Annotated in this window: 27 protein-coding genes; 10 read left to right on the top strand and 17 right to left on the bottom strand. The window is 55.1% G+C overall.

What is annotated here, in order from left to right; genetic code table 11:
* Positions 1–47: 47 nt before the first annotated feature.
* Positions 48–1,115, bottom strand: coding sequence for an NAD(P)-dependent alcohol dehydrogenase (locus tag SV7mr_RS14130; protein ID WP_473163640.1), 1,068 nt, complete (start codon positions 1,113–1,115; stop codon positions 48–50).
* Between the two features lie 154 nt (positions 1,116–1,269).
* On the opposite strand from SV7mr_RS14130, the gene SV7mr_RS14135 reads away from it, so the two are divergent.
* On the top strand, positions 1,270–1,722 hold the full coding sequence (locus tag SV7mr_RS14135; protein WP_145273275.1) for an MgtC/SapB family protein: 453 nt from the start codon (positions 1,270–1,272) through the stop codon (positions 1,720–1,722).
* Positions 1,723–1,801: 79 nt separating this feature from the next.
* Here SV7mr_RS14135 and SV7mr_RS14140 read toward each other — a convergent pair whose 3' ends face one another.
* Positions 1,802–2,461 (bottom strand): response regulator, encoded by a 660-nt coding sequence (locus tag SV7mr_RS14140; RefSeq protein WP_419187384.1) that lies wholly within the window; start codon positions 2,459–2,461, stop codon positions 1,802–1,804.
* A gap of 11 nt (positions 2,462–2,472) precedes the next feature.
* Positions 2,473–5,871, bottom strand: a complete 3,399-nt coding sequence (locus tag SV7mr_RS14145; RefSeq protein ID WP_419187385.1) for a chemotaxis protein CheB — start codon at positions 5,869–5,871, stop codon at positions 2,473–2,475.
* A gap of 689 nt (positions 5,872–6,560) precedes the next feature.
* On the opposite strand from SV7mr_RS14145, the gene SV7mr_RS14150 reads away from it, so the two are divergent.
* Positions 6,561–6,758 carry a BON domain-containing protein gene (locus SV7mr_RS14150; protein ID WP_419187386.1) on the top strand — a complete coding sequence of 66 codons (198 nt, stop codon included), beginning with the start codon at positions 6,561–6,563 and terminating at the stop codon, positions 6,756–6,758.
* A gap of 2 nt (positions 6,759–6,760) precedes the next feature.
* Here the strand turns inward: SV7mr_RS14150 and SV7mr_RS14155 are convergent, their stop codons facing one another.
* The 5 genes from SV7mr_RS14155 to SV7mr_RS14175 all read right to left on the bottom strand — a co-directional run bounded on the left by SV7mr_RS14155 (position 6,761) and on the right by SV7mr_RS14175 (position 10,055).
* The gene (locus tag SV7mr_RS14155) at positions 6,761–7,192 is read right to left on the bottom strand and encodes a hypothetical protein (RefSeq protein WP_145273288.1); all 432 of its coding nucleotides are present in this window, start codon (positions 7,190–7,192) and stop codon (positions 6,761–6,763) included.
* An 80-nt stretch (positions 7,193–7,272) separates the two neighbouring features.
* Positions 7,273–8,517 carry a glycosyltransferase family 4 protein gene (locus SV7mr_RS14160; protein WP_145273291.1) on the bottom strand — a complete coding sequence of 415 codons (1,245 nt, stop codon included), beginning with the start codon at positions 8,515–8,517 and terminating at the stop codon, positions 7,273–7,275.
* Positions 8,514–8,762, bottom strand: coding sequence for a CsbD family protein (locus tag SV7mr_RS14165; RefSeq protein WP_145273294.1), 249 nt, complete (start codon positions 8,760–8,762; stop codon positions 8,514–8,516). The genes SV7mr_RS14160 and SV7mr_RS14165 overlap by 4 nt, the downstream gene beginning before the upstream one ends.
* Before the next feature lie 234 nt (positions 8,763–8,996).
* A complete protein-coding gene (locus tag SV7mr_RS14170) occupies positions 8,997–9,779 on the bottom strand; it encodes a Dps family protein (protein ID WP_419187387.1) in 783 nt (260 codons plus the stop codon).
* A 48-nt stretch (positions 9,780–9,827) separates the two neighbouring features.
* The gene (locus SV7mr_RS14175) at positions 9,828–10,055 is read right to left on the bottom strand and encodes a hypothetical protein (protein WP_473163641.1); all 228 of its coding nucleotides are present in this window, start codon (positions 10,053–10,055) and stop codon (positions 9,828–9,830) included.
* A 13-nt stretch (positions 10,056–10,068) separates the two neighbouring features.
* Here SV7mr_RS14175 and SV7mr_RS14180 point away from each other — a divergent pair, with 13 nt between their 5' ends.
* Together SV7mr_RS14180 and SV7mr_RS14185 are read left to right on the top strand one after the other, a co-directional pair.
* Entirely contained in the window at positions 10,069–10,266 is a 198-nt protein-coding gene (locus tag SV7mr_RS14180; protein ID WP_145273297.1) for a hypothetical protein, read from the top strand.
* 96 nt (positions 10,267–10,362) lie between these two features.
* Positions 10,363–10,635: a hypothetical protein gene (locus tag SV7mr_RS14185; protein ID WP_145273300.1), complete on the top strand. Its 273-nt coding sequence runs from the start codon at positions 10,363–10,365 to the stop codon at positions 10,633–10,635.
* Here the strand turns inward: SV7mr_RS14185 and groL are convergent.
* Genes groL through SV7mr_RS25900 form a run of 3 tightly spaced genes read right to left on the bottom strand, consistent with a single transcriptional unit; the run spans position 10,632 to position 13,755 of the window.
* A complete protein-coding gene (gene groL / locus SV7mr_RS14190) occupies positions 10,632–12,203 on the bottom strand; it encodes a chaperonin GroEL (protein WP_145273303.1) in 1,572 nt (523 codons plus the stop codon). The two genes, SV7mr_RS14185 and groL, sit on opposite strands and share 4 nt — an antisense overlap.
* 52 nt (positions 12,204–12,255) lie before the next feature.
* Positions 12,256–13,215, bottom strand: a complete 960-nt coding sequence (locus SV7mr_RS14195; protein WP_145273306.1) for a universal stress protein — start codon at positions 13,213–13,215, stop codon at positions 12,256–12,258.
* A 48-nt stretch (positions 13,216–13,263) separates the two neighbouring features.
* The gene (locus SV7mr_RS25900) at positions 13,264–13,755 is read right to left on the bottom strand and encodes a four-helix bundle copper-binding protein (protein ID WP_473163642.1); all 492 of its coding nucleotides are present in this window, start codon (positions 13,753–13,755) and stop codon (positions 13,264–13,266) included.
* A gap of 325 nt (positions 13,756–14,080) precedes the next feature.
* Between SV7mr_RS25900 and SV7mr_RS14200 the strand changes: the two genes are divergently transcribed.
* From SV7mr_RS14200 to SV7mr_RS25420, 5 genes are all read left to right on the top strand, one after another.
* On the top strand, positions 14,081–14,569 hold the full coding sequence (locus SV7mr_RS14200) for a fasciclin domain-containing protein (protein WP_145278450.1): 489 nt from the start codon (positions 14,081–14,083) through the stop codon (positions 14,567–14,569).
* A 276-nt stretch (positions 14,570–14,845) separates the two neighbouring features.
* Positions 14,846–15,103, top strand: coding sequence for a hypothetical protein (locus SV7mr_RS14205; protein WP_145273309.1), 258 nt, complete (start codon positions 14,846–14,848; stop codon positions 15,101–15,103).
* Positions 15,104–15,604: 501 nt separating this feature from the next.
* Positions 15,605–16,024 carry a hypothetical protein gene (locus SV7mr_RS14215; protein ID WP_419187388.1) on the top strand — a complete coding sequence of 140 codons (420 nt, stop codon included), beginning with the start codon at positions 15,605–15,607 and terminating at the stop codon, positions 16,022–16,024.
* A gap of 259 nt (positions 16,025–16,283) precedes the next feature.
* Positions 16,284–16,703 (top strand): phage holin family protein, encoded by a 420-nt coding sequence (locus tag SV7mr_RS14220; protein WP_419188476.1) that lies wholly within the window; start codon positions 16,284–16,286, stop codon positions 16,701–16,703.
* Positions 16,660–16,884 carry a hypothetical protein gene (locus SV7mr_RS25420; protein WP_419187389.1) on the top strand — a complete coding sequence of 75 codons (225 nt, stop codon included), beginning with the start codon at positions 16,660–16,662 and terminating at the stop codon, positions 16,882–16,884. Before SV7mr_RS14220 ends, SV7mr_RS25420 begins: the two co-directional genes overlap by 44 nt.
* 132 nt (positions 16,885–17,016) lie before the next feature.
* Here the strand turns inward: SV7mr_RS25420 and SV7mr_RS25425 are convergent, their stop codons facing one another.
* The 6 genes from SV7mr_RS25425 to SV7mr_RS14250 all read right to left on the bottom strand — a co-directional run bounded on the left by SV7mr_RS25425 (position 17,017) and on the right by SV7mr_RS14250 (position 23,952).
* Positions 17,017–17,382 (bottom strand): hypothetical protein, encoded by a 366-nt coding sequence (locus SV7mr_RS25425; protein ID WP_419187390.1) that lies wholly within the window; start codon positions 17,380–17,382, stop codon positions 17,017–17,019.
* Positions 17,383–18,013: 631 nt separating this feature from the next.
* On the bottom strand, positions 18,014–19,429 hold the full coding sequence (locus SV7mr_RS14230) for a BNR-4 repeat-containing protein (protein ID WP_145273320.1): 1,416 nt from the start codon (positions 19,427–19,429) through the stop codon (positions 18,014–18,016).
* 258 nt (positions 19,430–19,687) lie between these two features.
* A complete protein-coding gene (locus SV7mr_RS14235) occupies positions 19,688–20,080 on the bottom strand; it encodes a glucuronyl esterase domain-containing protein (protein WP_145273323.1) in 393 nt (130 codons plus the stop codon).
* 7 nt (positions 20,081–20,087) lie between these two features.
* Positions 20,088–20,936: an alpha/beta hydrolase family protein gene (locus tag SV7mr_RS14240; RefSeq protein WP_145273326.1), complete on the bottom strand. Its 849-nt coding sequence runs from the start codon at positions 20,934–20,936 to the stop codon at positions 20,088–20,090.
* A gap of 197 nt (positions 20,937–21,133) precedes the next feature.
* Complete coding sequence (locus SV7mr_RS14245; protein WP_145273329.1) at positions 21,134–22,192, bottom strand: YncE family protein; 1,059 nt, start codon at positions 22,190–22,192, stop codon at positions 21,134–21,136.
* 50 nt (positions 22,193–22,242) lie between these two features.
* On the bottom strand, positions 22,243–23,952 hold the full coding sequence (locus SV7mr_RS14250; protein ID WP_145273332.1) for an amidohydrolase: 1,710 nt from the start codon (positions 23,950–23,952) through the stop codon (positions 22,243–22,245).
* 225 nt (positions 23,953–24,177) lie between these two features.
* On the opposite strand from SV7mr_RS14250, the gene SV7mr_RS14255 reads away from it, so the two are divergent.
* Positions 24,178–24,861, top strand: a complete 684-nt coding sequence (locus SV7mr_RS14255; protein WP_419187391.1) for a sigma-70 family RNA polymerase sigma factor — start codon at positions 24,178–24,180, stop codon at positions 24,859–24,861.

Genomic DNA, 24,861 nt, shown 5'->3' on the forward strand with positions numbered 1-24,861 from the left:
ACCATGCAAACGCAGTGCCAAGAGTCCAGCTTAAGCGCAACTTCGGCTCACGCTTTGAACCGAATCAGTGGTTTCAGGATTCCGTCTTCTTTGGTTTCCATCATGTGCAACGCTTTATCAACGTCATCGAATGCAAATCGGTGCGTCGTCAGCGGCGAAGGATCGACTCTGCCATGTTCGATCAGTCCCAGCAAACGCGACATGCGGACGTTTCCGCCAGGGCACAAGCCCGTGCGAATGACTTTGTCGCCCATGCCGACACCCCAATCCACTCTCGGAATATCCACGCTGTCGCCGTGGCCGAAGTAGCCTGCGACCGAGATCGTGCCGCCAGGACGAGTTGCCTTCACGCAAGCCTCGAATGTTGACTGACCGCCGAGACATTCGATTGCCGAATCAACACCGACTCCACCCGTCAGTTTGCGAATCTCTTCCACAGGGTCGCCCTGCGTGTAGTTGATCGTTTCGTCCGCTCCGAAATGCCGAGACATCTCCAAGCGTTTTGACACTCCGTCCACTCCGATGACCAGCCCCGCGCCGAGCAACCGCGCGCCGACCGTTGCCATCAGTCCGACGGGACCTTGAGCGAAGATTGCCACGGTGCCACCCAAAGGAATATTCGCGTGTTCGGCACCCATGAATCCGGTCGAAAGCATGTCACAGGCATAGACCGCGATGTCGTCAGAGATTGATGCGGGAATGTGCGTCAGGTTTGCGTTTGCATCGTTGACGTGGAAATACTCCGCGAAGTTGCCGTCCTTGGAGTTAGCGTACTTCCAGCCGCCGAGCATCGTTCCGCACTGAGACGGGTAGCCGCGCTGACAGTTTTCGCAATGGAAACAAGGCGTGATCGCGTTTACCGCCACACGATCGCCCTCCTTGAATCCATGCACTTCGCCCCCGAGTTTCGCGACAACGCCAACGGCTTCGTGCCCAAGCGTCATGTTGTGCCGATCACCGATCGCCCCCTTAAGCGTATGGACGTCGGAAGTGCAGACCAACGCCCGAGTTGTTTTCACGATTGCATCGTTCGGACCTGGTTCGGGAATCTGCTTGTCAACAAACGCGACTTTGCCGAGTCCTTGCATCACAAACGCTTTCATGGTCTTCGTCATCGTTGATCGCCTTTTTGAGATTCGTTTTGGTCTCAGAAATGCAATCACTGTGCCGCTGAGGAAAACAGGGAGAAAGCATGGACTTTCCTCAAACACTGCGCGATAACGCGCAGCTTGTGCGCACAACGACTTAATCATCACCAAGGTAAACAGCATGAATTACATCGATGCGTTTATCCCAACCGCGGCGGCCATTGGACTGGGCGGCGTGATTGGGATGGAGCGACAAATCAGCGGACACTTTGCCGGTTTACGCACACACATGCTGGTGTCGCTCGGCTCGGCGCTGTTCGTGTTGGCATGTCGCGATTTGACCGCTCAGTCGGCGGTCGATTTGACGCGTGTTGTACAGGGAATCGCGGCAGGTGTCGGATTCATCGGCGCGGGCACCATTTTGAAGACGAAACACGAGCATGGGGTGCTAGGCTTAACGTCGGCTACCACGATCTGGCTGTCAGCAGCAATCGGAACCGCCTGCGGTCTAGGCCAATATCCGCTGGCGGTCACCAGTGCCGTGATGACGATCGTCGTTCTGGTCATTCTGCGACCCGTTGAAGATCACTTCGGCAACAGGGCGAAGAAAGAACGCAAGGATGATACCGTTTGACACAACTTATGCGAATCAAGTCAGCAAGCTAAGTCTCATGACATTGAGTTCGAACAATTAAATGCCTTGGTCGAGTTTGTCAACTGTTCTCGATCATCGAATGGAATGCCAGGCGACTCAGTTCGGCCGCCGTGCCGACGTTGAGTTTGCGTTTGAGGTGTTCGCGGTGGGTATCGATCGTGTGCGTGCTGAGCATGAGTTGATCGGCGATGGCTCCTGTCGTCAGGCCTTCGCCAATCAGGCGGAAGATTTCTTTCTCGCGATCGCTCAAACGCTCCGTTGGTTCTTGTTCGACCGACGTATTGCTGAGCGCGGATGCGACCAAGCGGGCTTGCAAAGCATCGCTGAGGAATCGTTCTCCTTTGAGAACAGTTCGGATCGCTTCGATCAACTTTTCATTGCTTTCTTGTTTGTTCAGATACCCGAGCGCTCCGGCTCGCATCGCGCGTTCGGCGTACAGTGATTCCTTGTACGCCGAGATCGCGAGGAACTTGACCGTCGGGTTTTTGCTCCGGACTCGCTTGATCAGGTCGATACCGTTGCCGGAACCCAGCGAGATGTCGACTAACACCAAGTCGGGGCTTTGCTGAGTAATCAACGTGAAACCTTCGTCTTCGGTCGCTGCCACTTCGCAGATCTCCCATCCGGTTTGGGCGGTGATCCGCATCGACAATCCGTCTCGCATCATCGGGTGGTCGTCGACCAAGAAAATGCGACACCGTGTTTGCAATTGGTTCATCCTGTTTTCCATTATGTTGTGATCTTGCATTGAACGATGGTTCCGTCGTTGCTCCCCGGCGAAATCGACAGGACGCCGCCGATCACATGGGCACGGTATTCCATTATTTGCAAACCCATGCCTTCCCTGCGGTGTTGTCGCAAGTTGGCTTCGTCGACCCCGATTCCGTTGTCGCTAACTTCCAGTTCCGTTTGGTCGTCGCCTGTCGATAGCGAGATGCGGATGTCGGTGGCCTTGCCGTGCCGCTGAGCATTGTTGACCGCCTCTTGGGCGATTCGATACAGGTGCGTTGCGACCGTGTTGCTCTCAATGGACGGTGGCCCATGTTGGGCGAAACTGCAGGCAACCTTTCCGATCACGGTCGTCCTGCTGGCAAGTTCGGTCAGTGCCGATTGCAGTCCCTCGGCGTCGACCTGGACCGGCATGATCCCGTGCGAAAGCGACTGGACATGCTGGTTGGCTTCTTTCAATCCTCGCACCAACTTGGAAGACGTTTCCATGCACCGTGACATTTCTTCGTGGCTGAACGAGATCGGATCGTGATCGTCGCTCATTGCTTGCACTTTCTGGGCAAACAAGTCTTCGATGGTTCCAGCGATCAGTGACAATCCGGTCAATTCCTGTTGCGTGCCGTCATGCAATTCTTGTCCGATTCGTTGCTGTTCATTGGAGGCGATTTCGAGGACGTGGTCTTTGCTCTCTTTCAGTGATCGCTCCAAGGTCAGCCGATCGGTTAGGTCCACGAACGTAATGACCACCCCGGAGACATGATCGCCTTTGGAGCGGTAGGGAAGAATTCGACGCAGGTAAAGTCGCGAATTCTGGGCGACGATCTCGTGTTGAATGGGTTCAGAACCTTCGACCACCTTTCGGCAATCGCTCCGAAGTTCGTCATCGTCAAAACGCGGCGTGATGTCATCCAGTGGACGCCCCAAGTCGGTCAGACGCAGATTGAAGAGAGCCACGGTCGGCGGCGTGAACCGCTGAATATGCAGATCGGTGTCCAGAAACAGTGTCGGGATCTCAGTGCTGGCGATCAGATTCAGGATGTCATTGTTGGCAACGTCCAATTCTTTCACTTTATCGAGCAATTCGATGTTCACCGTACTGAGTTCTTCATTAAGTGATTGAAGTTCCTCTTTGGACGTTTCGAGTTCCTCATTGGCCGATTGAAGTTCCTCGTTCATTGACATGATTTCTTCATTGGAAGACTTCAAATCTTCGTTGGCTCCCTCGAGCTCGGCAATCACGCCGCCCAGTTTCTCGGTATTGCCTTGAAGCGCTAGCTCCATTTGGTGAACGTAGTTGGGTTCAGACGCCTGTCGAAGCCGATCTCGCCAGAGACTGGACGGCCCGAAGCGGAGTCGGTGAATAAGCCTGCTGAGGTATCCTTGCGGATGCTTGGGGTTGGTTGGATCGCCGCCCCTCGAAGGCTTATCCACAAAGTTGACCAGCAGGAGGGTCTCAGTGTCTGCAGCAAGCTTCTCAACACGAATGTTTACTCCACATTGGATTGAGTCTTCTCCTCGCTTGATTGCCGTGACGAAGCTTACGTTGGTTTCCTCCGCGAAGCATTTTTGGCAAGCGAATCGCAGTTTGGTTCGCAAGCCAGGACGACACATCGCCATTAGGCTTGGTGTCAATTCACCGGCGGGAAATTCAAGGTAATCGACCATCGGGCCGGTGACGTAGAGGACTTCATAACGGCGATTGATCAGTGCCGTTGCCGGTGCGTAGTGGGAGATGAGCGACTTTTCGACCAGGCTCTTGTACGTCTGACGCGGTGGAATTTTCGTTGACAGGTTTGTTTGGGGGCTATGCGATGCGTTCGTTGTAGCGATCGGAAAAGAAAGCTGTTTGCGGCGACTGGTTGGCAACTTTTGAAAGATCCGCCATTTCTTCGAGATGGGCTTGAAGAGGTCGCTGGCGTTGCCGAGCGATTCCGCTGGCCCCAAGACGAGCAAGCCGCCATCGGCCAAGGCGAAATGAAAGATGGAGAGAACTCGTTGCTGCATCTCGGGTTCAAGATAGATCAGCAGGTTTCGGCAGGAGATCAGATCGATTTTCGAGAATGGCGGATCGCTGATCACGTGTTGCCGCGAGAACACGATCGCGTCACGCAGTTGCTTGCCGATTTGGTAGTGAGTGTCCTCCGCCTCCGTAAAGAATCGCTTCAAACGGTCTGCGGAGACATCAGCAGAGATGCTGGCAGGGTAGATCCCCGCGCGAGCGATTGCGATTGCCGCTTCATCAACATCGCTCGCAAACAACTGGATTGGCTTCGCAATACCCGGCCTAGGTGACGAGGTGACGAGGTGACGAGGTGACGAGGTGACGAGTCCTTCGGAAAGGGGCCCGTCACCTCGTCCACTACCAGTTGCGTTACGCAACGCTACGCTGTCCACATGCTTGTCAAGACATTCGATGATCAATAGTGCAAGCGAATAAGCTTCTTCACCTGTCGCACATCCGGGCACCCAAACTCGAAAGGGAAAACGATCGTCTTCACGCGCGGCAAGATCAGGTCGAAGTTTTGCCGACAGCGCGTCGTAGGCTTCCGGGTCACGAAAGAAAGCCGTCACGCTGATCAGCAGGTCGCGATAAAGTGCGGTGACTTCCGCAGAGTCATTTCCTAGAAGCTGAATGTAACGCTCGAACGTTTCTAATTGATGCAGTCCCATCCGGCGTTGAATGCGGCGGAGCACCATGCTCTTGCGGTAGCAGCGAAAATCGAATTTTGTGTGCTTTCGCAGCAACTCGACAATGCGATCAAGCTGTCCGTCTTCAGCTTGGATCTCCACCTTCGCCAACGTCGCGGAGTTGATATAGGGTTGCCGCATGTACCGCACGAGCACCTCGGGCATCTCGGCGGGCGGCAGCACGTAGTCGCTCAAGCCTTCGCGGATCACGCTGGATGGCATACTGTCAAATTCGGCGGTCGAAGGCTCTTGTGCGATCGCCATCCCGCCGGCGAGTTTGACGTCACGGATGCCGAGCGTGCCGTGGCTGCCGGTTCCCGATAAGACGATTCCGATCGAGTGTTCGCCTTGATCCTTGGCCAGTGACCGCAGAAAAATGTCGATCGCGGTTTCGCGAATTTCCGGCTCTGTTGGTTCACTTAATTGAAACGCACCATCGCAAACTGTCAGATAGAACTTCGACGGAATCACGTAGACGCGATTGGGCTCGGGGACCATTGCGTCGGTCGCCTCGACCACCGGCAGCACGCAATCCCTCGACAGGATCGCGACCATTTGGCTTTCTTGCTTGGGGTCCAGGTGCGGAACCAAAACGAACGCCATGCCGCAATCGACTGCGACCGCACCGAGCAGTTGTTTCAGCGCCGTTAGGCCGCCTGCCGAAGTGACCACGCCGACGATTGGGAATCGCGTCGGCGAAGCGGGTCGCATCGGTTTTGAAAGCAGTACTGTCGCCATGCCAAGATCAACCCATTGAAGAATTCGGGACCGCTGACTCAGGTCCAATCTCTGGCGAGATCGGCTCCCCGACGATTACATGAAGATGTCGGTATGCCTACATTCCTGATTGTATCCGCTTTCACCATCCCGCAGAGCGCCCCTGCTGGCCGATTGGTTGAATCCGCCACCCCGGAATCAGAGACTCGGCGATTCCTCGAACGCCGCCCCCGGCAGATAATCGCTGAAACAAGCCAAGCACGGATGCCGAAGTCGTCGAACACGGGATCGGTTCCGCCCGTGCAACTTCTTCTTACCTCATGGATTTATCGAGGTGCAAAAAATGAAAACCTATTTCAGGCAGCCCTGTCCCGTCTGCGGGCGACCATTGTACGTTCCGATCGAACTTCTCGGCCGCGATGCGTCGTGCTCGCATTGCTCTGGAGTCTTCACCGCCAATGGCTCCGATGGCGACTCACAATCCAGCGTGGCACCTCGCCGAGGCAAGCAGTCGGAAACGATGTACTCTGGCCGGTACTGGCAAATGAGTTGTCGTCGTTTGCAGGGGGCGGGCTGCTGGCATGATTGCACTCGAATCCGCAAATCAAACAACCGAAAAGCATGAAAGTCAACGACGTTCGCGAGAGCCGGTCATCGAGTGCTGTGTCATCACTCAGGCTGTCATGATTCGCCTTCGATCCAGTCCCTATCGAGTGCTGCGAATATTGACATGTGAATTTCGGTGGGGGCATCTGATTATTTATGGAACGGTTCCGACCTACTACATGAAGCAGGTGGCTCAGGAAACGGTTCGTCCCGTCCCTGGCGTAGAAAAGATCACCAACCGCGTCTCGGTGCAAAGTACGACGGACTTCGGTTGATCTTAATCGACACTGGATAGCGTCAGTTTCGAGTTTTCCGAAGGCTCGTTCTTTCGATTCAATTCAAGTTCGCCGCTGAGCAGTTCGGTCCACAGGTAAGCCAGCGTGGACTCCGCCCCTTGATTGTGGTTGAGTCCGCTGGGTGATAATCCGTCACAGCACGATCCGTTTTCGGGATCAGCCAAGGACAATGACAAGCTGTTGTGACCGAAGAACCAACCGCGGGCACGATCAAACACGTTCAAGTACTTGTCGTTTCCGGTGACTCGTCGAGCCGCCAATGCCGCGGCAGCTATCGTTGAAGCCTCGACGGGTTGCTGGTCAAAAACTGATTTTTCTTCACCATGAGCGTACCAGTCGCGGTTTCCGATGGGTTGGTATTGATCGTCGTTGCAAGTGGACAGGTCAAGGAAGTCGAAAGTCGCTTCGGCCACATCGAGATAGGGTCGATCTCGGTGAAATGCGTCATGCGATCGAGGTGGACAAGCGAGGGCGATCGTTGCTGAACCATGATCTATAGATTCCCTGCGAGTTGTTTGCTTGAAGCTTGACGAACGGTACTCGTTGTTGAGGGGCTTTTGGTCTCCCGAACCGGTGACTGTTTTCCGGCGACTTGCGAATAAAGATCGAGGTAACGTCGACCGACGCGGGGCCAAAACATCGACTCGGCGTACCGATACGCGCGGCCTTTTGTTTCGGCCAAGAGATTCGGATCGTCTAAATATTGAAGTACGGCGTCCGCTAAGGCACCCTCGTTTGGATCACGGTCGCTTGAAAACGGAACCAACGAGCCACGCCCGTCGGCCAAGACTTCCTTCGCGTACAAATACGGTGTGCTGACGACTGCACCGACACAGCCCATCGCGTAGGCCATCGTGCCGCTGGCGATTTGGTCTTCGCCTGGGTAAGGCGTAACGAACACATCGCACGACTGTAAGTAGGAGATCAGATCGGGTAACGTGAGATATTCATTGATGAATTGAACGTGTCCGCTTACGCCCAGGGTCGCAGCTAGCTCAATGAGTCGTTCGCGATAGGCTTCGCCCGTCTGTTTCTTGACCAGCGGATGCGTCACACCGACGATGCAGTAGATCGCTTCGGGGCATGACGCCACAATTCGTGGCATCGCCCGGATCATCGACTCAATACCCTTGCCGGGGTTGATCAAACCAAACGTGCAGATCGCCTTCCGCCCGCTCAGGCCAAGTTTCGCCCGTTGGCTGCGATCTCGATCAAACGGGACGGGTGGCACGCCGTGCGGGATCACTTGCACCGACTCCCTCGGCACACCGTAGAGATTTTCCAGCAGTTCGGCTGCGGTTTCGGTCATCACGACGACTGCCTTGCTATGTGCAGCGATTTGCCGAATCAATCGAAAGGGTTCATAGTCAGGCAGCATTGGTAGTGTGTGAAGCGTACTGACAATTGGCACTTCACAGTGCCGGACGAACTCCATGATCCCCCCACCCCACAAGCCGGGATACAGACCAAACTCGTGTTCTAAGTTAACGACGTTCCATGGCCCGTCGTTGACGACACTGGCGGCACGTCGGTACGCACCAAGTTGATTGTTTTCAATCACATGCGCGACGCGACCTTCGGCGTGCTTCAACGAGTGCGTTTTCTTGATCGCGATGACAGACGATATCGGTCGTCCGGAGGCTCGATCGACGGCGTCGGCCGAATCCTTGGTAAATGTTGCCAGCCCGCATTGCTCGGGTGGATAGGTGGACAGAAAGATGGGACGGATTGTCTTCATGATCCGACCCTCACGGGCAACTCGGTCGTGGCCGAGGTCTCGCCGACGGAAAGCTTCAATTCAAACGCTTCGGTCTTCTGTTTGGCAAAGTCTTCATTCCAACCATATTGCTCGACGAGTTCGGCGATGAGTCGCTCGGGCCGCCCGTCTATTCTGGCGATATCCGGCTGACTTAACTTTCCAAACGTTTTCAAAAGTCCGGCGTTGAAGATTGTCTTCGCCTCTCGCGCATTGTGTCCAAACATTCTTGTTCCTACGTTAAAAAAGTTGACGGCAAAAGCAGTTGACGAACCAAGCTTGGCGCATCCGTCCGGTGCGAAGACGATCGGCGCGATCTCGGTTGTTCCATCCGCTCTGAATTTGTCGCTTCCGCGATTGAATCTGAATTGTTTTCTTCGCCAAACGGTGCTTTTGAGGTTGGGCTGGGTTCCAACGGACCATGTGAGGCATCCTTTACTCGGGTGGTGATTGATGTTGTTTCATTCAATGTGGGCGTGAGCACCGACGAGGTGCTGCGAGACGAACCAGACTTGTAGTTCGTTGCCGCGGATGACGTCGCTGACCAACATGTCATTGGTGCCATCGTCACCGACTTCGATTGCTTGGCGAGCCATCGAGCGGGCGGCTTGAAGTGTGATCTCGTGGGCCTGAAGGAGACGAGTCAATTGCGACTCCGGACACTCGCGGTCTTTCGGCGGTTGAGGGATCGTCGTGTTGTCGGCGACGTCCTGTGCCATCGCGATGCTGATTCCACCAAGCGTCATGATGCGTTCGGCGATCGTGTCGACGAGTTCGGCCTGTGTCGCGCAATGTTTGTCGAACAACAGATGCAACTGATAAAACATCGGCCCTGACACCTGCCAATGGTGCTTCTTGTACATGTCACGCAGCGTCATCGTGTCGGCGAGCAATTGGTTCAGATTGTCGACACTCTGTTGACGTGCGGATTCGTGCAAGGCAAGCGGCATCGGGATCAAGTGCCCGTACGCCTGAATGCTGCGTGCTTCGCGCGTCATGATCGCGGTGGCTGGGCTGACGTAGTCTTGGGTTTCGTTCATGATGATGAAGATTCCTATGAATCGAGGAGTGATGGTGTTGTGGATGGTGGTGGTTTGGGTAGGTGTGAGTACGATTCCACCTTCGTTCTCCCAGCGTTCGATGGCATCTCGTCCATCGACCCGCCGGCGGGCGGACGCTCGCTCGCCGACCGTAATCGTGTTGAGCTGCTCGTCGGTAATGTCAGTGATGGTTGCAGACGACATGGGTTTGGTTCTCAATCGAAATCGTGAAGTGGCAAACGCGGTGTTTGATTAAACACCGACAGTTTCCGGTACGGCACCTTCGAGCGCACCGATGATCCACGCGACCAGCGGTCCAGCAACGAGCACCGGGCCAAGTCCTGGGATGGCAAAGAACGCGGATCCAAAAAGCAACGACCAGAAACCGCCCCAGATCGCACCGGCCTTGCCCCAGTACATCATTTGGTCACCAGGGTGCGTGTGAAAGACGGCGACGGCGGAGTTGCTGGTGGACATCATCTGAATCCTGTTCGTGAAACGACGTTCCTCCGTGATGGGCTTTCGCCACGACATCGCGAAGTCGTTGCTCGCGGTCATTGTCCTAGACTTCGACGACCTCCAGTATCGAGACATCGCCGAAAAAAACATGGCGGATTCAACCACGCGAGCTGGCAACTTCGCCTGGACGAATTCGTCTTGGTCGAATCCGCCAGGGCGTTTTCGGCTTTGAACGATACCGAGTCGCCCTGCTCGTGCCTAGATTTCAAGTGCAAGACCAACTTCGGTGCTGCGATCGGTCACTCACTCTGCTTGGAAGCTAACGAAGATGAATAAAAATCTATGGATCATCGTCGCGATCGTCGCGACATCTAGCCTGGTGCTCGACACGAATGAAATAGAGGCTCAAGGCTGCCGGCACCATGACGGCAGCTACCTGCAAAGGATTCAGCACGTCAGCGATCCCGTGAACCGCGTCTATTTGTCCGCCACTCCTGGGTACCGCGTTGCAACCTATAGCCCGCACGCAACTTACTCACCTAGCTATGGAAACATTAACGGCTATCGCTACCCGAGTCAGTCTGGCTATCGCAGCCGCTAGCGTTTCCGAGCCAGGAGAGCTTGGGTGGTCAGCAACAAGGCTGCAACGCTGGCTGCGTTTTCAATTTCTGATCGCACGACCTTGGTGGGGTCGATGACTCCGGCCTCGATCAAGTCTTCGTAGGTGTCGGTTTGCGCGTTGTATCCCATCGCTGCCTGCATCTCGATAACCTTCTCGCACACCATCCGGCCGTCCTTCCCAGCATTGTCCGCGATGCAACGGATCGGCCATCGGCAGGCTTTCAGGATGATTGTATAACCAGCCGACTCGTCATGGTCCATCTCGGTTGGCTTACACTTCGATGAGGCTCGCAGCAACGCGACTCCACCACCGACAACGATCCCTTCGTCCGCCGCCGCTTTGGCTGCATTGATGGCATCCTCGTACAGGTACTTCTTCTCCTTGACCTCACTCTCGGTGAACCCGCCCAAACGAATCGTCGCGACACCGCTCGTCATTCTGGCAATCCGTTCATCCAGCTTCTCGTTGTCATACTTGCTCGTCGAACGCTCTCGCTCGACACGAATTTGAGCCACACGGGCTTCGGTGGCTTTTTTCTTGCCGCCGCCTTGAATGATCGTCGTATGAGTCTTGTCAATGATGACCCGCTGCGCACTACCAAGGTCGTCCACCACCACTGATTCAAGCTTGATGCCCAAGTTTTCCATCACGGCTTTCCCGCCAACGACGACCGCGATGTCTTGAAGCATTGCCTTGCGTCGGTCGCCATATCCTGGCGACTTCACGGCACAGCAGGTGAAGGTGCCTCGCAACGAGTTGATCACCAAGGTGCTGAGTGCCTCGCCTTCAAGGTTCTCTGAAATGATCAGCAGCGGACGGCCCAGTTCAACGATCTTCTCAAGCAGCGGCAGTATGTCTTGGATTCGCGAGACCTTCTTTTCGCAAACCAGGATGACGGGATTTTCAAGCACGCACTCCATCTTTGCCACGTCGGTGATAAAGTAGGGTGACAGGTAGCCGCTGTCGAACTGCATGCCTTCGACGATTTCCAACTCGGTGGCTGTCGATTGTCCGTCTTCCAGAATGACCAGGCCGTCATTGCCGACTTTCGTCAGTGCCTCGGCAATGATCTCTCCCACGGCGGAATCATTGTTGGCGGCGATGGTGGCGACCCGTAGCAAGTCAATCTTTCCTTTGATTGGCACAGAAGCATTTTTGAGATTCGCTACGATGTCTTTGACCGCACGCTCCATTCCGTCCTTCATCATGATCGGACGAACACCCGCTGCGACGGCGCGAAGACCCTCGTTGAAGATCGCCTCAGCCAATACCGTGGCGGTCGTCGTTCCGTCACCCGCCACGTCGTTGGTCTTCGCGGCCACATCCCGTACCATTTTCGCCCCGATGTTCTCGAACGGGTCTTCGAGTTCGATTTCCTTCGCAACGGTCACTCCGTCCTTCGTCGCAATCGGCGATCCGTAGCTGCGGCCCAGCAGAACGTTGCGACCTCGTGGCCCGAGTGTTCGCTTGACGGTGCTTGCAAGAGTGTGGACCCCGCGCCGTATCGCATCGGAGGCTTCGCGGTCGAAAAGAATGGTTTCGGACATTGGGAATTGCCTTGCTTGGGAAGGGTTGGTGTGGTGAGAGTCTTGTCGCGAGTCAGATCAGTCCAGGTGATTTGCTGAGCAGCCCATCGAAAAGACGTGATCGTTCTTGAGCTGCCTTGGCCACGCTCGCCAGGAACCAATCCGGCTTGACCGCAAGCACCGAGCACTGGACGCGTTGAAGCACTTGTTCGGCGGTGTTGCCCATGGTGAAGAACACGAAATTGCTTCGACACACGGTTCCTAAAACCAACAGATCGACGTCAAGTTTCAGGGTCAGCCCCGTGATGGCATCGGCGGGGTCGCCCTCGAGCAAGTGGGTTTGCAAATCGTCGACCTGACAGCGATAAGGTCCGACGATTTCCTCCAACGCCTCGTCTTGCAGCAGTTTGGTTTCGCTTTGCTCGTTTTTAGTCGCCAGCGCTAAATCCGGCCAAACAGAAACGACATTCAATTCACAATCATTCATGCAGGTTAGGGAGGTCGCCAGCTTCATCATCATCACGTTCATCGGATGACGTTGCTGTTCAAGCGGGAACGGGCTAATCGCAACCAGAATCTTTTTCAATTTTGGTTCCGGTGCCGCTTTGATAATCCAAACCGGGCACGGGCATTTCCGCATTAGACGTTGCCCGACCGTGCCGAACATGTGCTGAGTGATCCCATGAGGATGTTCAGCGGTCTTGAGCAGAAGATCGTGACCATGAACGATGACTCGTTCGACCGTTCTTTCGGCGAGGTCACCTTGTAGCAAGAGGCAGTCAACTCTCGTTCCGCGATCACGGAGTGGTTTTGCGAGCCGTTCCATGTGCTCGGTTTTCAGCTTCGAAGCTTCGTCGTGGCATTCCGCCGCGTTTGATCCAGCGATTTCCAAGAAGTCGCTCAGCGGCGTGATGGCATCGACCAACGTTACCGTCCCGGAGTTTTGAGCGGCGAGCGTAGCGGCCTGATCGACAGCCAACTGCCCGCCGTCTTTTCCAGCGACGACAACGATCAAGGATCGGAATTGTTTCATGATGATGATCCGCCAGGAAGGATCGGCGGCGAGCAGGTGCGTTGATGGTTACGCCATCGAGCGGCAGCTTGTAGCACAATCGCGACAAGCTTTGGCACAAGCCAACATCTGCTGATCGGTCTTGATCTTCTCGCACTCAGCGGCGCAAGCGTCGCATGCCTTCGCGCACGCCGTACACGCCGCCGAAGCAAGCGAGCAAGAGCGTGCAATGACCTGCGCCGATAAGCTGCAGAATTCCTGGCAACTCATCGCGATCGCTGCGCAGGCGGCATGTTCTTTCGTGCCCTTGGCTAAGTGAGTCATGCAGTGGTTGACGGTTTCGTTGCAAGTCGATTCGCAGTTCTGGCAAGCTTCCAAGCACTTCTGGTGCATCGGGGCCAGTGTGCTCGCATGCTTTATGGCTTTCGTTTCCTGAGCACTCGCGCCGCCAGAAACGGCTCCGGCAACGGCAACGGCACCGGCTGATGCCAACATCTTTCGACGATCCATGTTTCTTCTCCAGTAATCGGTTGAGATCTCACGCTCTACGCGTGGAGCCATCAAACAGCACCCGTGTCGGTCGCTGAATCCAATGACGAACTGAATGTACGGAAGCCGAACTTTGTGAATATCGCTCGTTCCACGAATCGACCATGGCGGATTCGACCATGCTCGCGGACATCCATTGGCCTGGCTCGTGCCGTGGCGGAATCCGCCAACCTGGAATCATTCAACCTTCGATACCTAATGGGATTTCGACGCCGTACCTTTTGAACCGACGATCTAGGTTGGTGTTTTGCCGACGACGTCGAACTGAAACTATCTCGTTTGGAAACCAAAGATGAAAACCAACATTCTCGCTCTCTCGACGTCGTTTTGTGTGGCCATGCTGACGTGCGGCATCGGTTTTGCCCAGGAAGTGAAATCAAAGGCCACGACGACGGGTGCGAACTCCAGCACCTCGACCAAAGACATCGTCGATACCGCCGTGGCCGCTGGCGATTTCAAGACGCTCGCAACCGCGCTGAAGGCGGCCGGATTGGTCGAAACGCTGAAAGGGAAAGGACCGTTCACCGTTTTCGCGCCAACGGATGCTGCATTCGCGAAGCTACCCAAGGAAACGCTGGCCGATCTGCTTAAGCCCGCCAATAAAGCAAAGCTGACCAAGATCCTGACCTACCACGTTTTGCCGAAGAAGGAACTGGGAGCCGACCTGGCCAAGATGAAGATGACGGTGACCGTGGAAGGCTCCGATCTGCAAATCAGCGACAAAAACGGCAAGTTGATGGTCGGAAAAGCTCACGTCGGCAAGAGTGACATCATGTGCACCAACGGCGTCATCCACGTCGTCGATACCGTGCTGATGCCTGAGTGATTCAGCGAGTGAACGCATCACCTGTGGCATATTCTTCCAGCAAGTCCGTTTGGACTTGCTGGATTTGAGGTGAGCGATTCATCCCGCCGGTTTCGGTCCGTCACGGTGACGGGAGATTGCAATGCTACTTTGACGAAGCCGATGCGAACGACGCGTCGTCGTGGATTCACGAAGGATTCGTTCCCGTGAGTCAACCGATTTGCAAGTAGCCAGACGCTGGCTGGATCCCCCCAAAAAACGACAATTCAATTTCTATCGCAAACACGGAGCAATGACATGAAGGTATTTGCAGTGCTGTTCCTACTGCTGGTTCTGGTCGGAGGAATTGGCTTCTACCGGGGCTGGTTTTCAATGTCGAGCGACCAGGGTAGTTCGGAGAGCCGCAACGTCGATGTCAACCTGACGGTGGACCGCGACAAAATGGAAGCGGATGCAGATGCCGTGAAAGACAAGGTCGAAGAACTAACGGGAGATGCGAAAGATGAAGTCAATAAGTTGGTTCAACCAGCCACGGATTCGTCGCCATCGGAGTGATGGCCGCAGACTATTAAAGACGGCAAGAAGGTAAGTCGCCTTCGCCGAGATGACGATAAATATCCTTTCTAAAATGGAATTTACAAAACAATGATTAGCCAACAGACACTTCAAGGAAACTGGAATGAGATCAAGGGAAGGCTACGTAGCAAGTGGGGCGAACTGACCGAAGACGATGTCATGACTTTCAACGGCGATGTCGATCAATTGATCGGGAACAATCCAAAAAAAGACCGGCGAGGCAAGGGAGAATGTCGAACAGTTCTTCGAGGAACTCAATTCCAACGCTACTTCCGCATATAGTCACGCCAGTGAGAATGTTCGTGCTACCGCCAACCGTGCGGCCAACTGTGCTCAAGAAGCATCACAGCAAGCGGCGGCTACCATGCGCGAGGGCTATGCCGAAGTCGAAGGAATGGTTCGCCGGCATCCAACCGAATCGTTGGTGGTTTGCTTTGGTTCCGGTCTGATCGCCGGCGTCGTCGTAAGCTTGCTTCTGCGATGGCGATGAAAATGGACGATTCAGTGGTCGACAAATCGATTAGCGATAGTCCCGAAACGGACAGCCTTCTCCAGCGCATGGGCGAGATACGCGATGACTTGGACGAGGGAGTTCAAGACATCGTCGAACAGGCTCGTGAGATGCGAGATTGGCGAACCTACCTGAAATCCCATCCATGGATTTTTGTGGGAGCCGCCGTCGCTGTGGGATACATCATCGTCCCGCGCGGACCGAACCGTGTCGATTCGATCTCCAAGGTACAGCCTCAAAGCAGCAAGAGTGCCCGCGTTCTGGGCTTTGTGGGCATGATGGTTTTACGTGAAGTCGTGTCGTATGTCGGGCGACAAGCCAGCCAATCGTTTAAGGAACATGGCGACAGGTCGCAGATTAGTCAAACGTCCCAGGACATCAAACCGTGAAGAATCGCGTTCCGCCTTTTCCCGCGATCGGGGATCACTCAGCCCATGATTCGCAACCGAATTTCCAACAGTTACGTGGACTTGCACGCACGCAGTTTTTCGGGCGACGGCGTCAAGTTGAAGACTTTCTTCGAGAGCATCCGTTATCAGGACTGGGCGCAGCCGTTTGCATGGGGGTGGTCCTGGGATGGTTCATGAAACGAAGGTAGGCCAACGAAACGGTTCGCAAGCGACGGTGCCCAAGGGGCTCGCTCGCAACATGGGTGGATTGGCACATGACCTCTTTACCTTGACGGAATTGCATTTCGCGCTGCTCTCGCGAGATTTGCGTGACGGTCGCAGCCGCATGCTACTGACGGGATTGTTGATGTTTGTGAGCGCAGTGATCGGCGTGGCATGTGTGCCGATTGCGTTAGTTTCCTTGGCAATATTTATCACGGATCAGTTTGAAACATCCTACGCGTTGGGTTTCCTACTTGCCGCGTTGGCCGCTGGCGCTTTGAGTGGAACGCTAGGCGTCATCGGATGTTTCAAGTTCCGCGGAAGTGCAGCGGTTCTGCAACGCTCGAGCCAAGAACTAACTCGCAACCTTCGCTGGATCAAGACAGTGCTCGAGCGTGATCGAGACACAAAAGATGACAAACAACATTCCACTTTCAGAGGATCAGGAAATGATTGAAGAACAGACATACACAGCCGCTTCCAACGCACAGGCAACTTATGAGTCCAATGAAAGGCTTCGGCCAACTAGCGATCTCATTGACTACGCGCGGCGCTACGCCCGTGAAAAACCGGCGGTCGTGGCGCTCGTTTGCGTTGGCCTCGGTTTCGTTCTCGGTTGGAAGCTCAAGCCTTGGTAGTTAGCTAAGACTGGGTGGGAAGCAACTTGATACGAATCGCAAACAAAATTTATTAATGACACAGCCGAAAGAACTCAATCGCCGTCCAGCGGTCTTGACGATCGCCGCCGTCGCAGTCGTCATTGGAGCACTCTACCTTGGCAAAGGGTTGTTGGTCCCTTTGACGATGGCGGTGCTGTTGAGTTTCTTGTTGAGTCCGGTGTGCGATTGGCTGGAACGTCGCGGGCTCGGTCGATTCCCTTCCGTCATGGTAACAGCCATCTCGTCGATGTAGCCGATTGCGTTGAGCAAATCCTGCGGCGCGGCCTCGTCCGGCGTCTCCAGAATCTCAGCCAGCAATTCGAGGTCGAGCGTTGCCGCTTGCCGGGCCGACGGCAGCGACAACCCTCGACCGCGGAGGTAGTCGGCGTAGGGCTTGAGTAGTGCGAGAAGTCGTTTGGTTTCGATGGTTCGGACGATGTCCGGATTTGTCAGGTGCTTGGGGTTGAAGGCAGCCATTCTTGGTCAATCATTCCGCTCACGGTGAGTACGCTTCCCTGGAGACAGTCAAGTTTCGAGCCAGACAATCCGGTTGCTAGCAAATGCGACGAGTGCATGCCTATTTAATGCAACGGTTGTGACACGTTAGGTCCACGCCACAAATGAAACTTAGAAGAAAGCTACGCAAGACGGGAAAAACCAGTGCGAAAAAAACGATCCCAACTCGTCGGCCCCCAACACCGAAAGCAATTTGGTCGATCTGTGCATGACCTCGGTTGGTCCAACCGAAGCGGATTTAAATGCTCGTTTCCCTGCACCGGTCGATGAAGCCGGAGCAGGTTAGCCATTAGCGATTTGGCGCGTCGGTGTCTCCAACTTTCTAACATCGACGCGAGTTCGACGTAAAGCTTCGAGACAGAGAATGATGCAACCGACGCGAGTTAGAGAACGAAATACCAAGACTGTTAAGGCAGGTTTCACACCATTGCCGTCTTCGGCGATCTCGGCCATCCGTTCGCCACTACGTGTATACACGGGAGTCGACGAAATGAAGTTGAGACCGCTGAAACCGGTCCCCTTGGTGGGTTACGTTCGCTGCCAAAATGAGCTGTGGCGATTTACGAGACAGTGCCTAACGAATGAATTCATCTCATTTCCCTTTAGCTCGTTCTTGCCTAAGTAGTTTGAGACGGTTACCCAAGTTCGAGGCTTCTTGTTTGGGGCGAGTCACAGGACCTTGATCGCCGAGGAGGACCATGTTGCGGTATTGGTGGACTTGGCCATAGGCGTTTGACGAGAGCATCACGCGTGCATTGGGATGAGCATTTCGGACAATCGAACTGATGGGGTTGTAGGCGATGTTTTTGGCGGACAAAAGGGAGGGGGCTTTTTGCCAGGTGAGTCCGCCATCGGTGGAGTTGAAGTAGCCGACGTGTGAGCCTGCGGTATTTTTGTAGCGGAGCAGAAGGCTGATGTGCATCGGTGAGTGAACGATCATGTCGCCGTCTTGGGATTTGTTGCCGGGCAGAACGGTGACGGGTTGTTGCCATTTGTCGCCGAGCCAACGGTAGTAGCGGACGTGGCCGTCGTCGTGTCGGAAGAATACGTGGGGGGCGCCGTTTTCATCGACGCGACAAGTGCCGTGATTAGCGCGGCCGCCATGCGTGTCAAACATCAGTGTATTTTCGTCGGCGTATTCTTTAAGGATCGGCATCGCGAGCGTCTGGCCGGGGGCGTTGGTCCAGGTGGCATCGGCGGTGTTCATTTGCATGTAGTAAGTGTTGTGGCGATCTTTCGAATGCCGGCCACGTTTGTTGCACGGATGATAAACATACGAGGCGGTGATCGTGTCGCCCAGGCCTTTCTCGAACCAGGCGTACCAGGCGTCCATGGTGTCGGGATCTTGGGGTTGAGGTTTAGATTTGAGGACGGAGAGGGGATCGGCGAAGGTGCGGCCATGGTCGGTGGAGCGTTGGTAAACCCAGTCGGATTGGTGCGAGCCGTGCCTGAAAAAGAGGTAGATGTCACCGTTGTCCATCTTGATGAATTGCGAGTAAGTGCCAAAGGGCGAGATGTTATCGAGTGCTTCCCACTCGGTAATGTCATAGGGCTTTTTGGAAACGACATGCGTTTGCTTGCCACGCCCGGCGGCGCCTTGGTTGTTGTTGCCGAGTCCGAGTCCACGCGAGCCGCCGTGGCCGCCGAAGGCCAGGTGGATGTAGCCTTTGGCGTCGATGATCATGGCGGGTTTGCCGTGGTTATCGACTTTATCGTGTGAGTCTTGTGCGTCTTGCTCCTGGCCCATGACGTTGATGCCTGCTTTGAAAGGGCCAGCCCATGATTTCGAATCGTGGTGGTAAGCGACGACATAGGGGTCTTCGTGGGGTCCTTGGTAGGCGAGGTAAGTGCTGCCATTGATAAATTCGCCGGACGGGTGCTGCATGGTGGCGACAGGGTTGCCGTAGCCGTTGTCGGTGAAGTATTCGACAGGTTGGGCTGCGAGAGGAAGCGTGAGAAAAAGAAGGAGGGTGACGAGGATGGCTTGGATTCGGCGTGACTGCGGCATGGGTGTGACTCTTTTTGTGAATGGTGATTACGTATATTTAGTCTAAGTGCAAAAAGTTACTGCGTTGGGCCACGATGGTGACCGCGCCTGGGAATGTTCGGCGTCGAAGTGTTCCTGCATCAATTCGTCGATACGATTCACACTACCAAGCATTCTGCACCGGTCACCAAACTGATTGACCGCAAGTGAACTCCGCGGTGGATTTCCGTTGGCTCGGCACATCGTTCTTAATCGGAAAGCATTTTCTCCTGCAGATGATCAACGCGGAGCTTTCCAGGAGTAATGCAACGGAAGATCGGGCCACGGCTCCTGGTAAAACGTGTCCGGCTCGGGAAGCGGTTTTTCGAAAAAGATGAAGTCGGCGAAGTCCACGAGCGTTTTCCAATCCCGGGCGCCCTGGTCGTGACCGCCTTCACGGTACCATTGGGCGCAACGCTCCTTCACGCCGAGCCAGTCATAGACGACACTCGCCGCTCGCCAAGTGACCATGCTGCCTTCGACGTTCAGCTTGTCGCCGAGTCCGTTCGCGTTGAACCATGCCCGCGGCGCGACGGCCGCCTTGATGAAGTGCAAATCAAACGGCAGCTGGGTCTCCCGGTCGCCGAACGCAGTCAGGTTGGGATGAAACCAATACGCATTCTGGCTGGCCATCTTATCCTTAATCAGGCGAGTCTTGTTTCCAACCCGGTGGCACCCGGTGGCACCCGGTGGTGATCGACCCGCCCGCGTTCGGAGCCACGACTGCGACCCGTTCGTCCAACATTCCCATAAGCGCTGCCGTCTGGCCGCCCCGCGAATGGCCGGTGCACACGATCTTCGTCATGTCGACCTCGGGCAGGGTGGAGAGCCAGTTGATGGTCACACTGCCACCCCACGCCCAGACCCGGAGGCAGCCCCAGTCATGATCGGGATATGCCCGTCGCGCGTCGCCGCGATCGCGCCGCTTCTTCGCCTCAGGATCCTTCCCCCAATCCGGGTGCAAGTCGGTTCGTTGGTAGCTCACGAGCATGTAGCCACGACGGATGAGATCCGCGAGGATCGTGTCATCGACTTCAAACGTTCCGGGGCTATTGTGAACGATCACGGGAAACGGTCCCTTGCCAAATTTTGGCACGTGTATTCCCAACGAGAGCGAGACCGCCTTGCCGGGACCGAAACGAAGTCGCACGGCCCGCTTCACTGCCTTTCCGTCGAGCGCGTCGGTCTCGGAAAGGATCTCTGCGTCGATCGTGTCGGGCGCGGGGAGCGCAGGAGCGTGCCCGAACTGATAGTGAAGCACCATAGCCTTCATCTCCGCCCGCCGGCGCACCCAGTCCTCGTGATTCTTCACCGCCGTACCGTCGAGGAAGACGAAGGGGTTGGGCAATTCCCTGACCTCCGGCAATTCGTCCACCGAAGGAAACGACAGCTGGGGGTCGCCCGAGCGAACCTCAGCCGGAACGACCTGCGCGGTGGCGAAAACGGGAAACAGCGAGAGCGAGACGGCCATGACAAATCGGTAAATCATGAATCAATTGTGGCAAATTGAGGAGACGATCACGAGAGAACGTGAAGCAAACCAGAATCATTTTTGGAGATGGGTCGTGTGCGATTCAGCTCTGATCATCTTATTGGGTTTCGAGATGTGATAAGGCGTTGCCGAAATACCCGTCGGCGACTGGAATCAGGTCTACGCTGACTGGCCGAACCCCATTGGTAATTTGCTCAAGGCAATTCGCCCGAATGGTGCGGGCCTAATGCCGTGCTGAAAGCTTCGCGATCATAGAATTCCAGGGTTTCAACGCCCTTACCGGCGCTGAATCGATGCAGCTCTTGAAATGGGTTGATCGACACGACGCTGATCGTGCCAGCGTTGTGGTTGGCGACCCACACCGTTTCGCCATTCGGATGGAACGCCATGTCCATTGGACCTTCACCGATTGCCAGCGTTTGTTGCCTGTTGAGATCATCCGCGGGCATGATCGTCAACAATGGCTCGGAAAAGCTTGACACCAACAGTCGTGTGCCATCGGGCGTAAACCTGGAGATCTGAGCTGGCAGCTTGTGATTATTCAATCGGACGTTTGAGATGTGATGGAAGTCTTTCGCATCGAACACCTTCATACGCGGGCCGTCTCCGGTCAACACAATGAGCGTCGAATCGCTGGGAGACAACTCGATGCCCTGCATCGATACGTTTAGTTCCATTCTTCGCTTCAGAACTCGCGTTTCTGTATCCAATACCGAGACAAATGTCGCCGCATTTTCATTTTCGGTGAATAATGTCTTTCCATCTCTGGTCATAACCATGCGGTGACAACCGGTAGAGCCGTTAGGAATTTTACCGACAACCATACCTCGGTCGATATCGACCACAGCGACCACGCCGCTGGCTTCGCAAGTCACGTAGCATCGTCCATCAGGACCGAAGAGCGCCTGATGAGGTGCCTTGAGAGGAGCGATATCGATTGTGCGGCGAATCGATCGACTCGGCAAGTCGATAACCAGCAAATGGTGGCCTGGATTCGGATTGTTGCCATAGATCCCGTCACCGTAAATCGGAACAACTGCAGTTCGCACATCGGCTGAAATCGCCACGACATGCGGGCGAGCTGGTGCCGCGATGCGATGTGTCACCTTTCGTGTCCGCGGATCGATAAATAGAATCGAGTGACCGATCTTGTCGACCGCGATGACCTCTAGATCAGCTGCGACACCGGTTCCGGCCAAGCCGAGGCCGAGACAGCAGCATACTGCAAATAGCAGTCGACTTAGGTGTGTCATAACACTTTCCTTTGCATGGTGACGCTGCGGTCGTCCGATTGTGTTATGCCTCATAGCCCGTCCGATTCAGAGTCATAAACGATCTTTCCGCCGATGATCGTTTTGACTGGCTTGATGTCGCGAATCTCATCGACAGGAACGGTCATGTAGTCGCGATCGAGAACGACCAAGTCGGCCCACTTGCCAACCTCAAGACTTCCCAGGTCCTTTTCTTTGAACATCAGAAAAGCGTTGCTTCGAGTGTGGGCGGTGAGTGCAGCCTGACGAGAGACCGGTGTGCGGATCGATATCTTGCTTGGAAAGACTTTGCCGCTCGTTACCCACCACAGGCTGTGAAACGGGTTGATCGTGGAAACAACGGTCGAATCAGAGCCGAGCCCCCACACGATGCCACTTTCCTCCATCCACGAAACAGGCGGCGAGTCACGATCGTCCACCGCAGGTTTCGCGGTCTTGTTGTGGATGGCCAGCGTCATTCCGAGTTTCTTCGCCCGTTCGATACTCTCACGCGAGATCAGATCGCAGTGGGCAATCGTCCAACGCAGATCTTTCATCGGATGAATTTTGTCAATTCGTTCGGCGATGTCCAGCATTCGCGCAGCAGTCGAATCTCGCTGCGCATGTTCGTGAATGTGCCATCCGCCCTCAGCCGCGGTGATCGCGAGCTTATCGAACTGGGCCCATACATCGTCGCCGTAGAAACTTTGTCGCATGCTGCTGTCATGCAAGGGGTTGTATGTGTGTTCGCCGATGCCGATCAGGCCGAACCAATCGTCGCCCGAACGAGGCTTGGAAGACTTGATCATCCGAACAGCTTCGCTGGCTTCCAGTGGATCGTTGGCTTGATATCGAAGGGAATGGAAAACCCGTAGAGTAAGGTCGCCGTTGCTCGCGAGCGTTTGAACGGGATCGAAGTTACCATCCGATGCACGTCCGACATCGTAGACCGTCGTAAGACCGTGGCGGTTGAGGACTGAGTTGAAGTAGCTCATGTCGTCAACTCGCTGGTCGTCGGAGCGCGCGGGGACGAAGCGTGTCGCTTGGTTGATGACAGTTCTGGCGCCGCCGGACCGCCGAGATGAACTTCGTCCCGTCTGAGATCCGTTTCCCTGCGTGCGACCTGTGCTGCGTCCTGAGTTGCCTGTGTTCCCTTGTCGATTTGAGCGGTTGCCGCCACCTGTGTTGCCGCCACCTGTGCCTCCGGATTGAGACAACTCTTTTTCAGCCAGGCTGTTCATATACGTTCGGCTATACGACTTCTGGACGAATACGGGATTGTCGGGGGCGGCAGCGTCAAGTTCCTCGGTGGTAAATCCGCCTGGAGCATCAGCAAACTGCTGTTCGCTCCAGCCACCAAGCACGAACACCCATTCCCCCGGGCCGGCTTGCTTTGCCTTGTTGCTGATGATCTCAAGGGCTTTCGTGCGGGATGTTACGCCGTCGATTCTGGCTTCAAATCGCCATCGTGATGCTCCCCGCATGTAATGCATGTGATTGTCGATCAACCCTGGAATGACAGTGCGTCCTTTGAGATCGACCTCGGTTGACTCACTTCCGGCGAGTTTGCGGATTTCAGCATTGGTACCTACAGCACTGATACGCCCGCCAGACACCGCAATGGCCTCGGCTATGGAGAATTCCGCGTCTACTGTCAGAATCTTTCCATTGAAATAGACGTGATCAGGCTGCTGTGCGTTTGCGACGAAAGCAAACAGACTGACGCACGCGAACGCCAGCAATTTCTGTAGTTGAAGTGACATGAACCGCTCCTCTGGGGATCTTGATGAAATTTGGGTGGGGCATCACTAACGGGAACGACAGCGTGAATCTACACATGTTTTTTGATTTTCCTGAGCTGGAATGAATTCTGTTGAGATGCGCGACCATTCAGGTGCAAAACCATCAATCGCATTTGCCAATAAATTGGGCTACCATCTTTCGTAGGCCCGTGTACGTAAGATCTGATGGCCAACGTAGAAATCAGAATGGTCACAACCTCCAACAAGCAATCCGACAGCCGACTCCGCGAGCGAATGCTTGCGGGCGATCTTGCTGCGCTTAGTGAGACGTTTGAGCACAACCACGCAAGGTTATGGCACCTCGTCTACTTTCGAATGGACGTCCGGTTAAGGAGTCGTATTGATCCGGATGACGTGCTACAGGATTCATTTGTTGCAGCAGAATCAAGACTCAGTCACTTCATCGAGAGTGAAAATGTGTCACCGATCGTTTGGTTGAGGTCAATCGTTTTACAGACGCTCATCGACTTGCATCGACGACACCTGGCGGCTCAGATGCGGGACGCGACGCTGGACGTTTCGCTCAATCAGTCGCATGGAGGACAGCACACATCTGTCTGTCTTGCGGAGTTTCTATCAGGCGGAATGACGTCGCCGAGCAATGCGGCGATTCGGGCCGAAAATGAACGACGAATGCAGGCCGCCTTGTCCGGGATGAGTGACTCGGATCAGGAGATGATTGCTCTACGACATTTGGAACTGCTCAATAACGCGGAAGCGGCCGAGGTGCTGGACATCCAGCCAAAGAACGCCAGCATTCGCTACGTGCGAGCCATGAAGCGGTTGAAAGAAGCTGTCGGTGAGCACAGTCGCCGGTTTCTCCGGGATGCTGAGAAGTCGTCAGCCGAAATCTCATCGGAAGGTGACTGA

Source organism: Stieleria bergensis (assembly GCA_007745635.1).
In the GTDB taxonomy this organism is placed as follows: Bacteria; Planctomycetota; Planctomycetia; order Pirellulales; family Pirellulaceae; genus Stieleria; species Stieleria bergensis.

Excerpts from the sequence above, each read along its gene's own strand:
- SV7mr_RS14130 (WP_473163640.1), bottom strand. The coding sequence starts at position 1,115 with ATGACGAAGACCATGAAAGCGTTTGTGATGCAAGGACTCGGCAAAGTC.
- SV7mr_RS14135 (WP_145273275.1), top strand. The coding sequence starts at position 1,270 with ATGAATTACATCGATGCGTTTATCCCAACCGCGGCGGCCATTGGACTG.
- SV7mr_RS14140 (WP_419187384.1), bottom strand. The coding sequence starts at position 2,461 with ATGAACCAATTGCAAACACGGTGTCGCATTTTCTTGGTCGACGACCAC.
- SV7mr_RS14145 (WP_419187385.1), bottom strand. The coding sequence starts at position 5,871 with ATGCGACCCGCTTCGCCGACGCGATTCCCAATCGTCGGCGTGGTCACT.
- SV7mr_RS14150 (WP_419187386.1), top strand. The coding sequence starts at position 6,561 with ATGATTCGCCTTCGATCCAGTCCCTATCGAGTGCTGCGAATATTGACA.
- SV7mr_RS14160 (WP_145273291.1), bottom strand. The coding sequence starts at position 8,517 with ATGAAGACAATCCGTCCCATCTTTCTGTCCACCTATCCACCCGAGCAA.
- SV7mr_RS14165 (WP_145273294.1), bottom strand. The coding sequence starts at position 8,762 with ATGTTTGGACACAATGCGCGAGAGGCGAAGACAATCTTCAACGCCGGA.
- SV7mr_RS14170 (WP_419187387.1), bottom strand. The coding sequence starts at position 9,779 with ATGTCGTCTGCAACCATCACTGACATTACCGACGAGCAGCTCAACACG.
- SV7mr_RS14175 (WP_473163641.1), bottom strand. The coding sequence starts at position 10,055 with ATGATGTCCACCAGCAACTCCGCCGTCGCCGTCTTTCACACGCACCCT.
- SV7mr_RS14185 (WP_145273300.1), top strand. The coding sequence starts at position 10,363 with ATGAATAAAAATCTATGGATCATCGTCGCGATCGTCGCGACATCTAGC.
- groL (WP_145273303.1), bottom strand. The coding sequence starts at position 12,203 with ATGTCCGAAACCATTCTTTTCGACCGCGAAGCCTCCGATGCGATACGG.
- SV7mr_RS14195 (WP_145273306.1), bottom strand. The coding sequence starts at position 13,215 with ATGAAACAATTCCGATCCTTGATCGTTGTCGTCGCTGGAAAAGACGGC.
- SV7mr_RS25900 (WP_473163642.1), bottom strand. The coding sequence starts at position 13,755 with ATGGCTCCACGCGTAGAGCGTGAGATCTCAACCGATTACTGGAGAAGA.
- SV7mr_RS14200 (WP_145278450.1), top strand. The coding sequence starts at position 14,081 with ATGCTGACGTGCGGCATCGGTTTTGCCCAGGAAGTGAAATCAAAGGCC.
- SV7mr_RS14205 (WP_145273309.1), top strand. The coding sequence starts at position 14,846 with ATGAAGGTATTTGCAGTGCTGTTCCTACTGCTGGTTCTGGTCGGAGGA.
- SV7mr_RS14215 (WP_419187388.1), top strand. The coding sequence starts at position 15,605 with ATGGCGATGAAAATGGACGATTCAGTGGTCGACAAATCGATTAGCGAT.
- SV7mr_RS14220 (WP_419188476.1), top strand. The coding sequence starts at position 16,284 with ATGGGTGGATTGGCACATGACCTCTTTACCTTGACGGAATTGCATTTC.
- SV7mr_RS25420 (WP_419187389.1), top strand. The coding sequence starts at position 16,660 with ATGACAAACAACATTCCACTTTCAGAGGATCAGGAAATGATTGAAGAA.
- SV7mr_RS25425 (WP_419187390.1), bottom strand. The coding sequence starts at position 17,382 with ATGGCTGCCTTCAACCCCAAGCACCTGACAAATCCGGACATCGTCCGA.
- SV7mr_RS14230 (WP_145273320.1), bottom strand. The coding sequence starts at position 19,429 with ATGCCGCAGTCACGCCGAATCCAAGCCATCCTCGTCACCCTCCTTCTT.
- SV7mr_RS14235 (WP_145273323.1), bottom strand. The coding sequence starts at position 20,080 with ATGGCCAGCCAGAATGCGTATTGGTTTCATCCCAACCTGACTGCGTTC.
- SV7mr_RS14240 (WP_145273326.1), bottom strand. The coding sequence starts at position 20,936 with ATGATTTACCGATTTGTCATGGCCGTCTCGCTCTCGCTGTTTCCCGTT.
- SV7mr_RS14245 (WP_145273329.1), bottom strand. The coding sequence starts at position 22,192 with ATGACACACCTAAGTCGACTGCTATTTGCAGTATGCTGCTGTCTCGGC.
- SV7mr_RS14250 (WP_145273332.1), bottom strand. The coding sequence starts at position 23,952 with ATGTCACTTCAACTACAGAAATTGCTGGCGTTCGCGTGCGTCAGTCTG.
- SV7mr_RS14255 (WP_419187391.1), top strand. The coding sequence starts at position 24,178 with ATGGTCACAACCTCCAACAAGCAATCCGACAGCCGACTCCGCGAGCGA.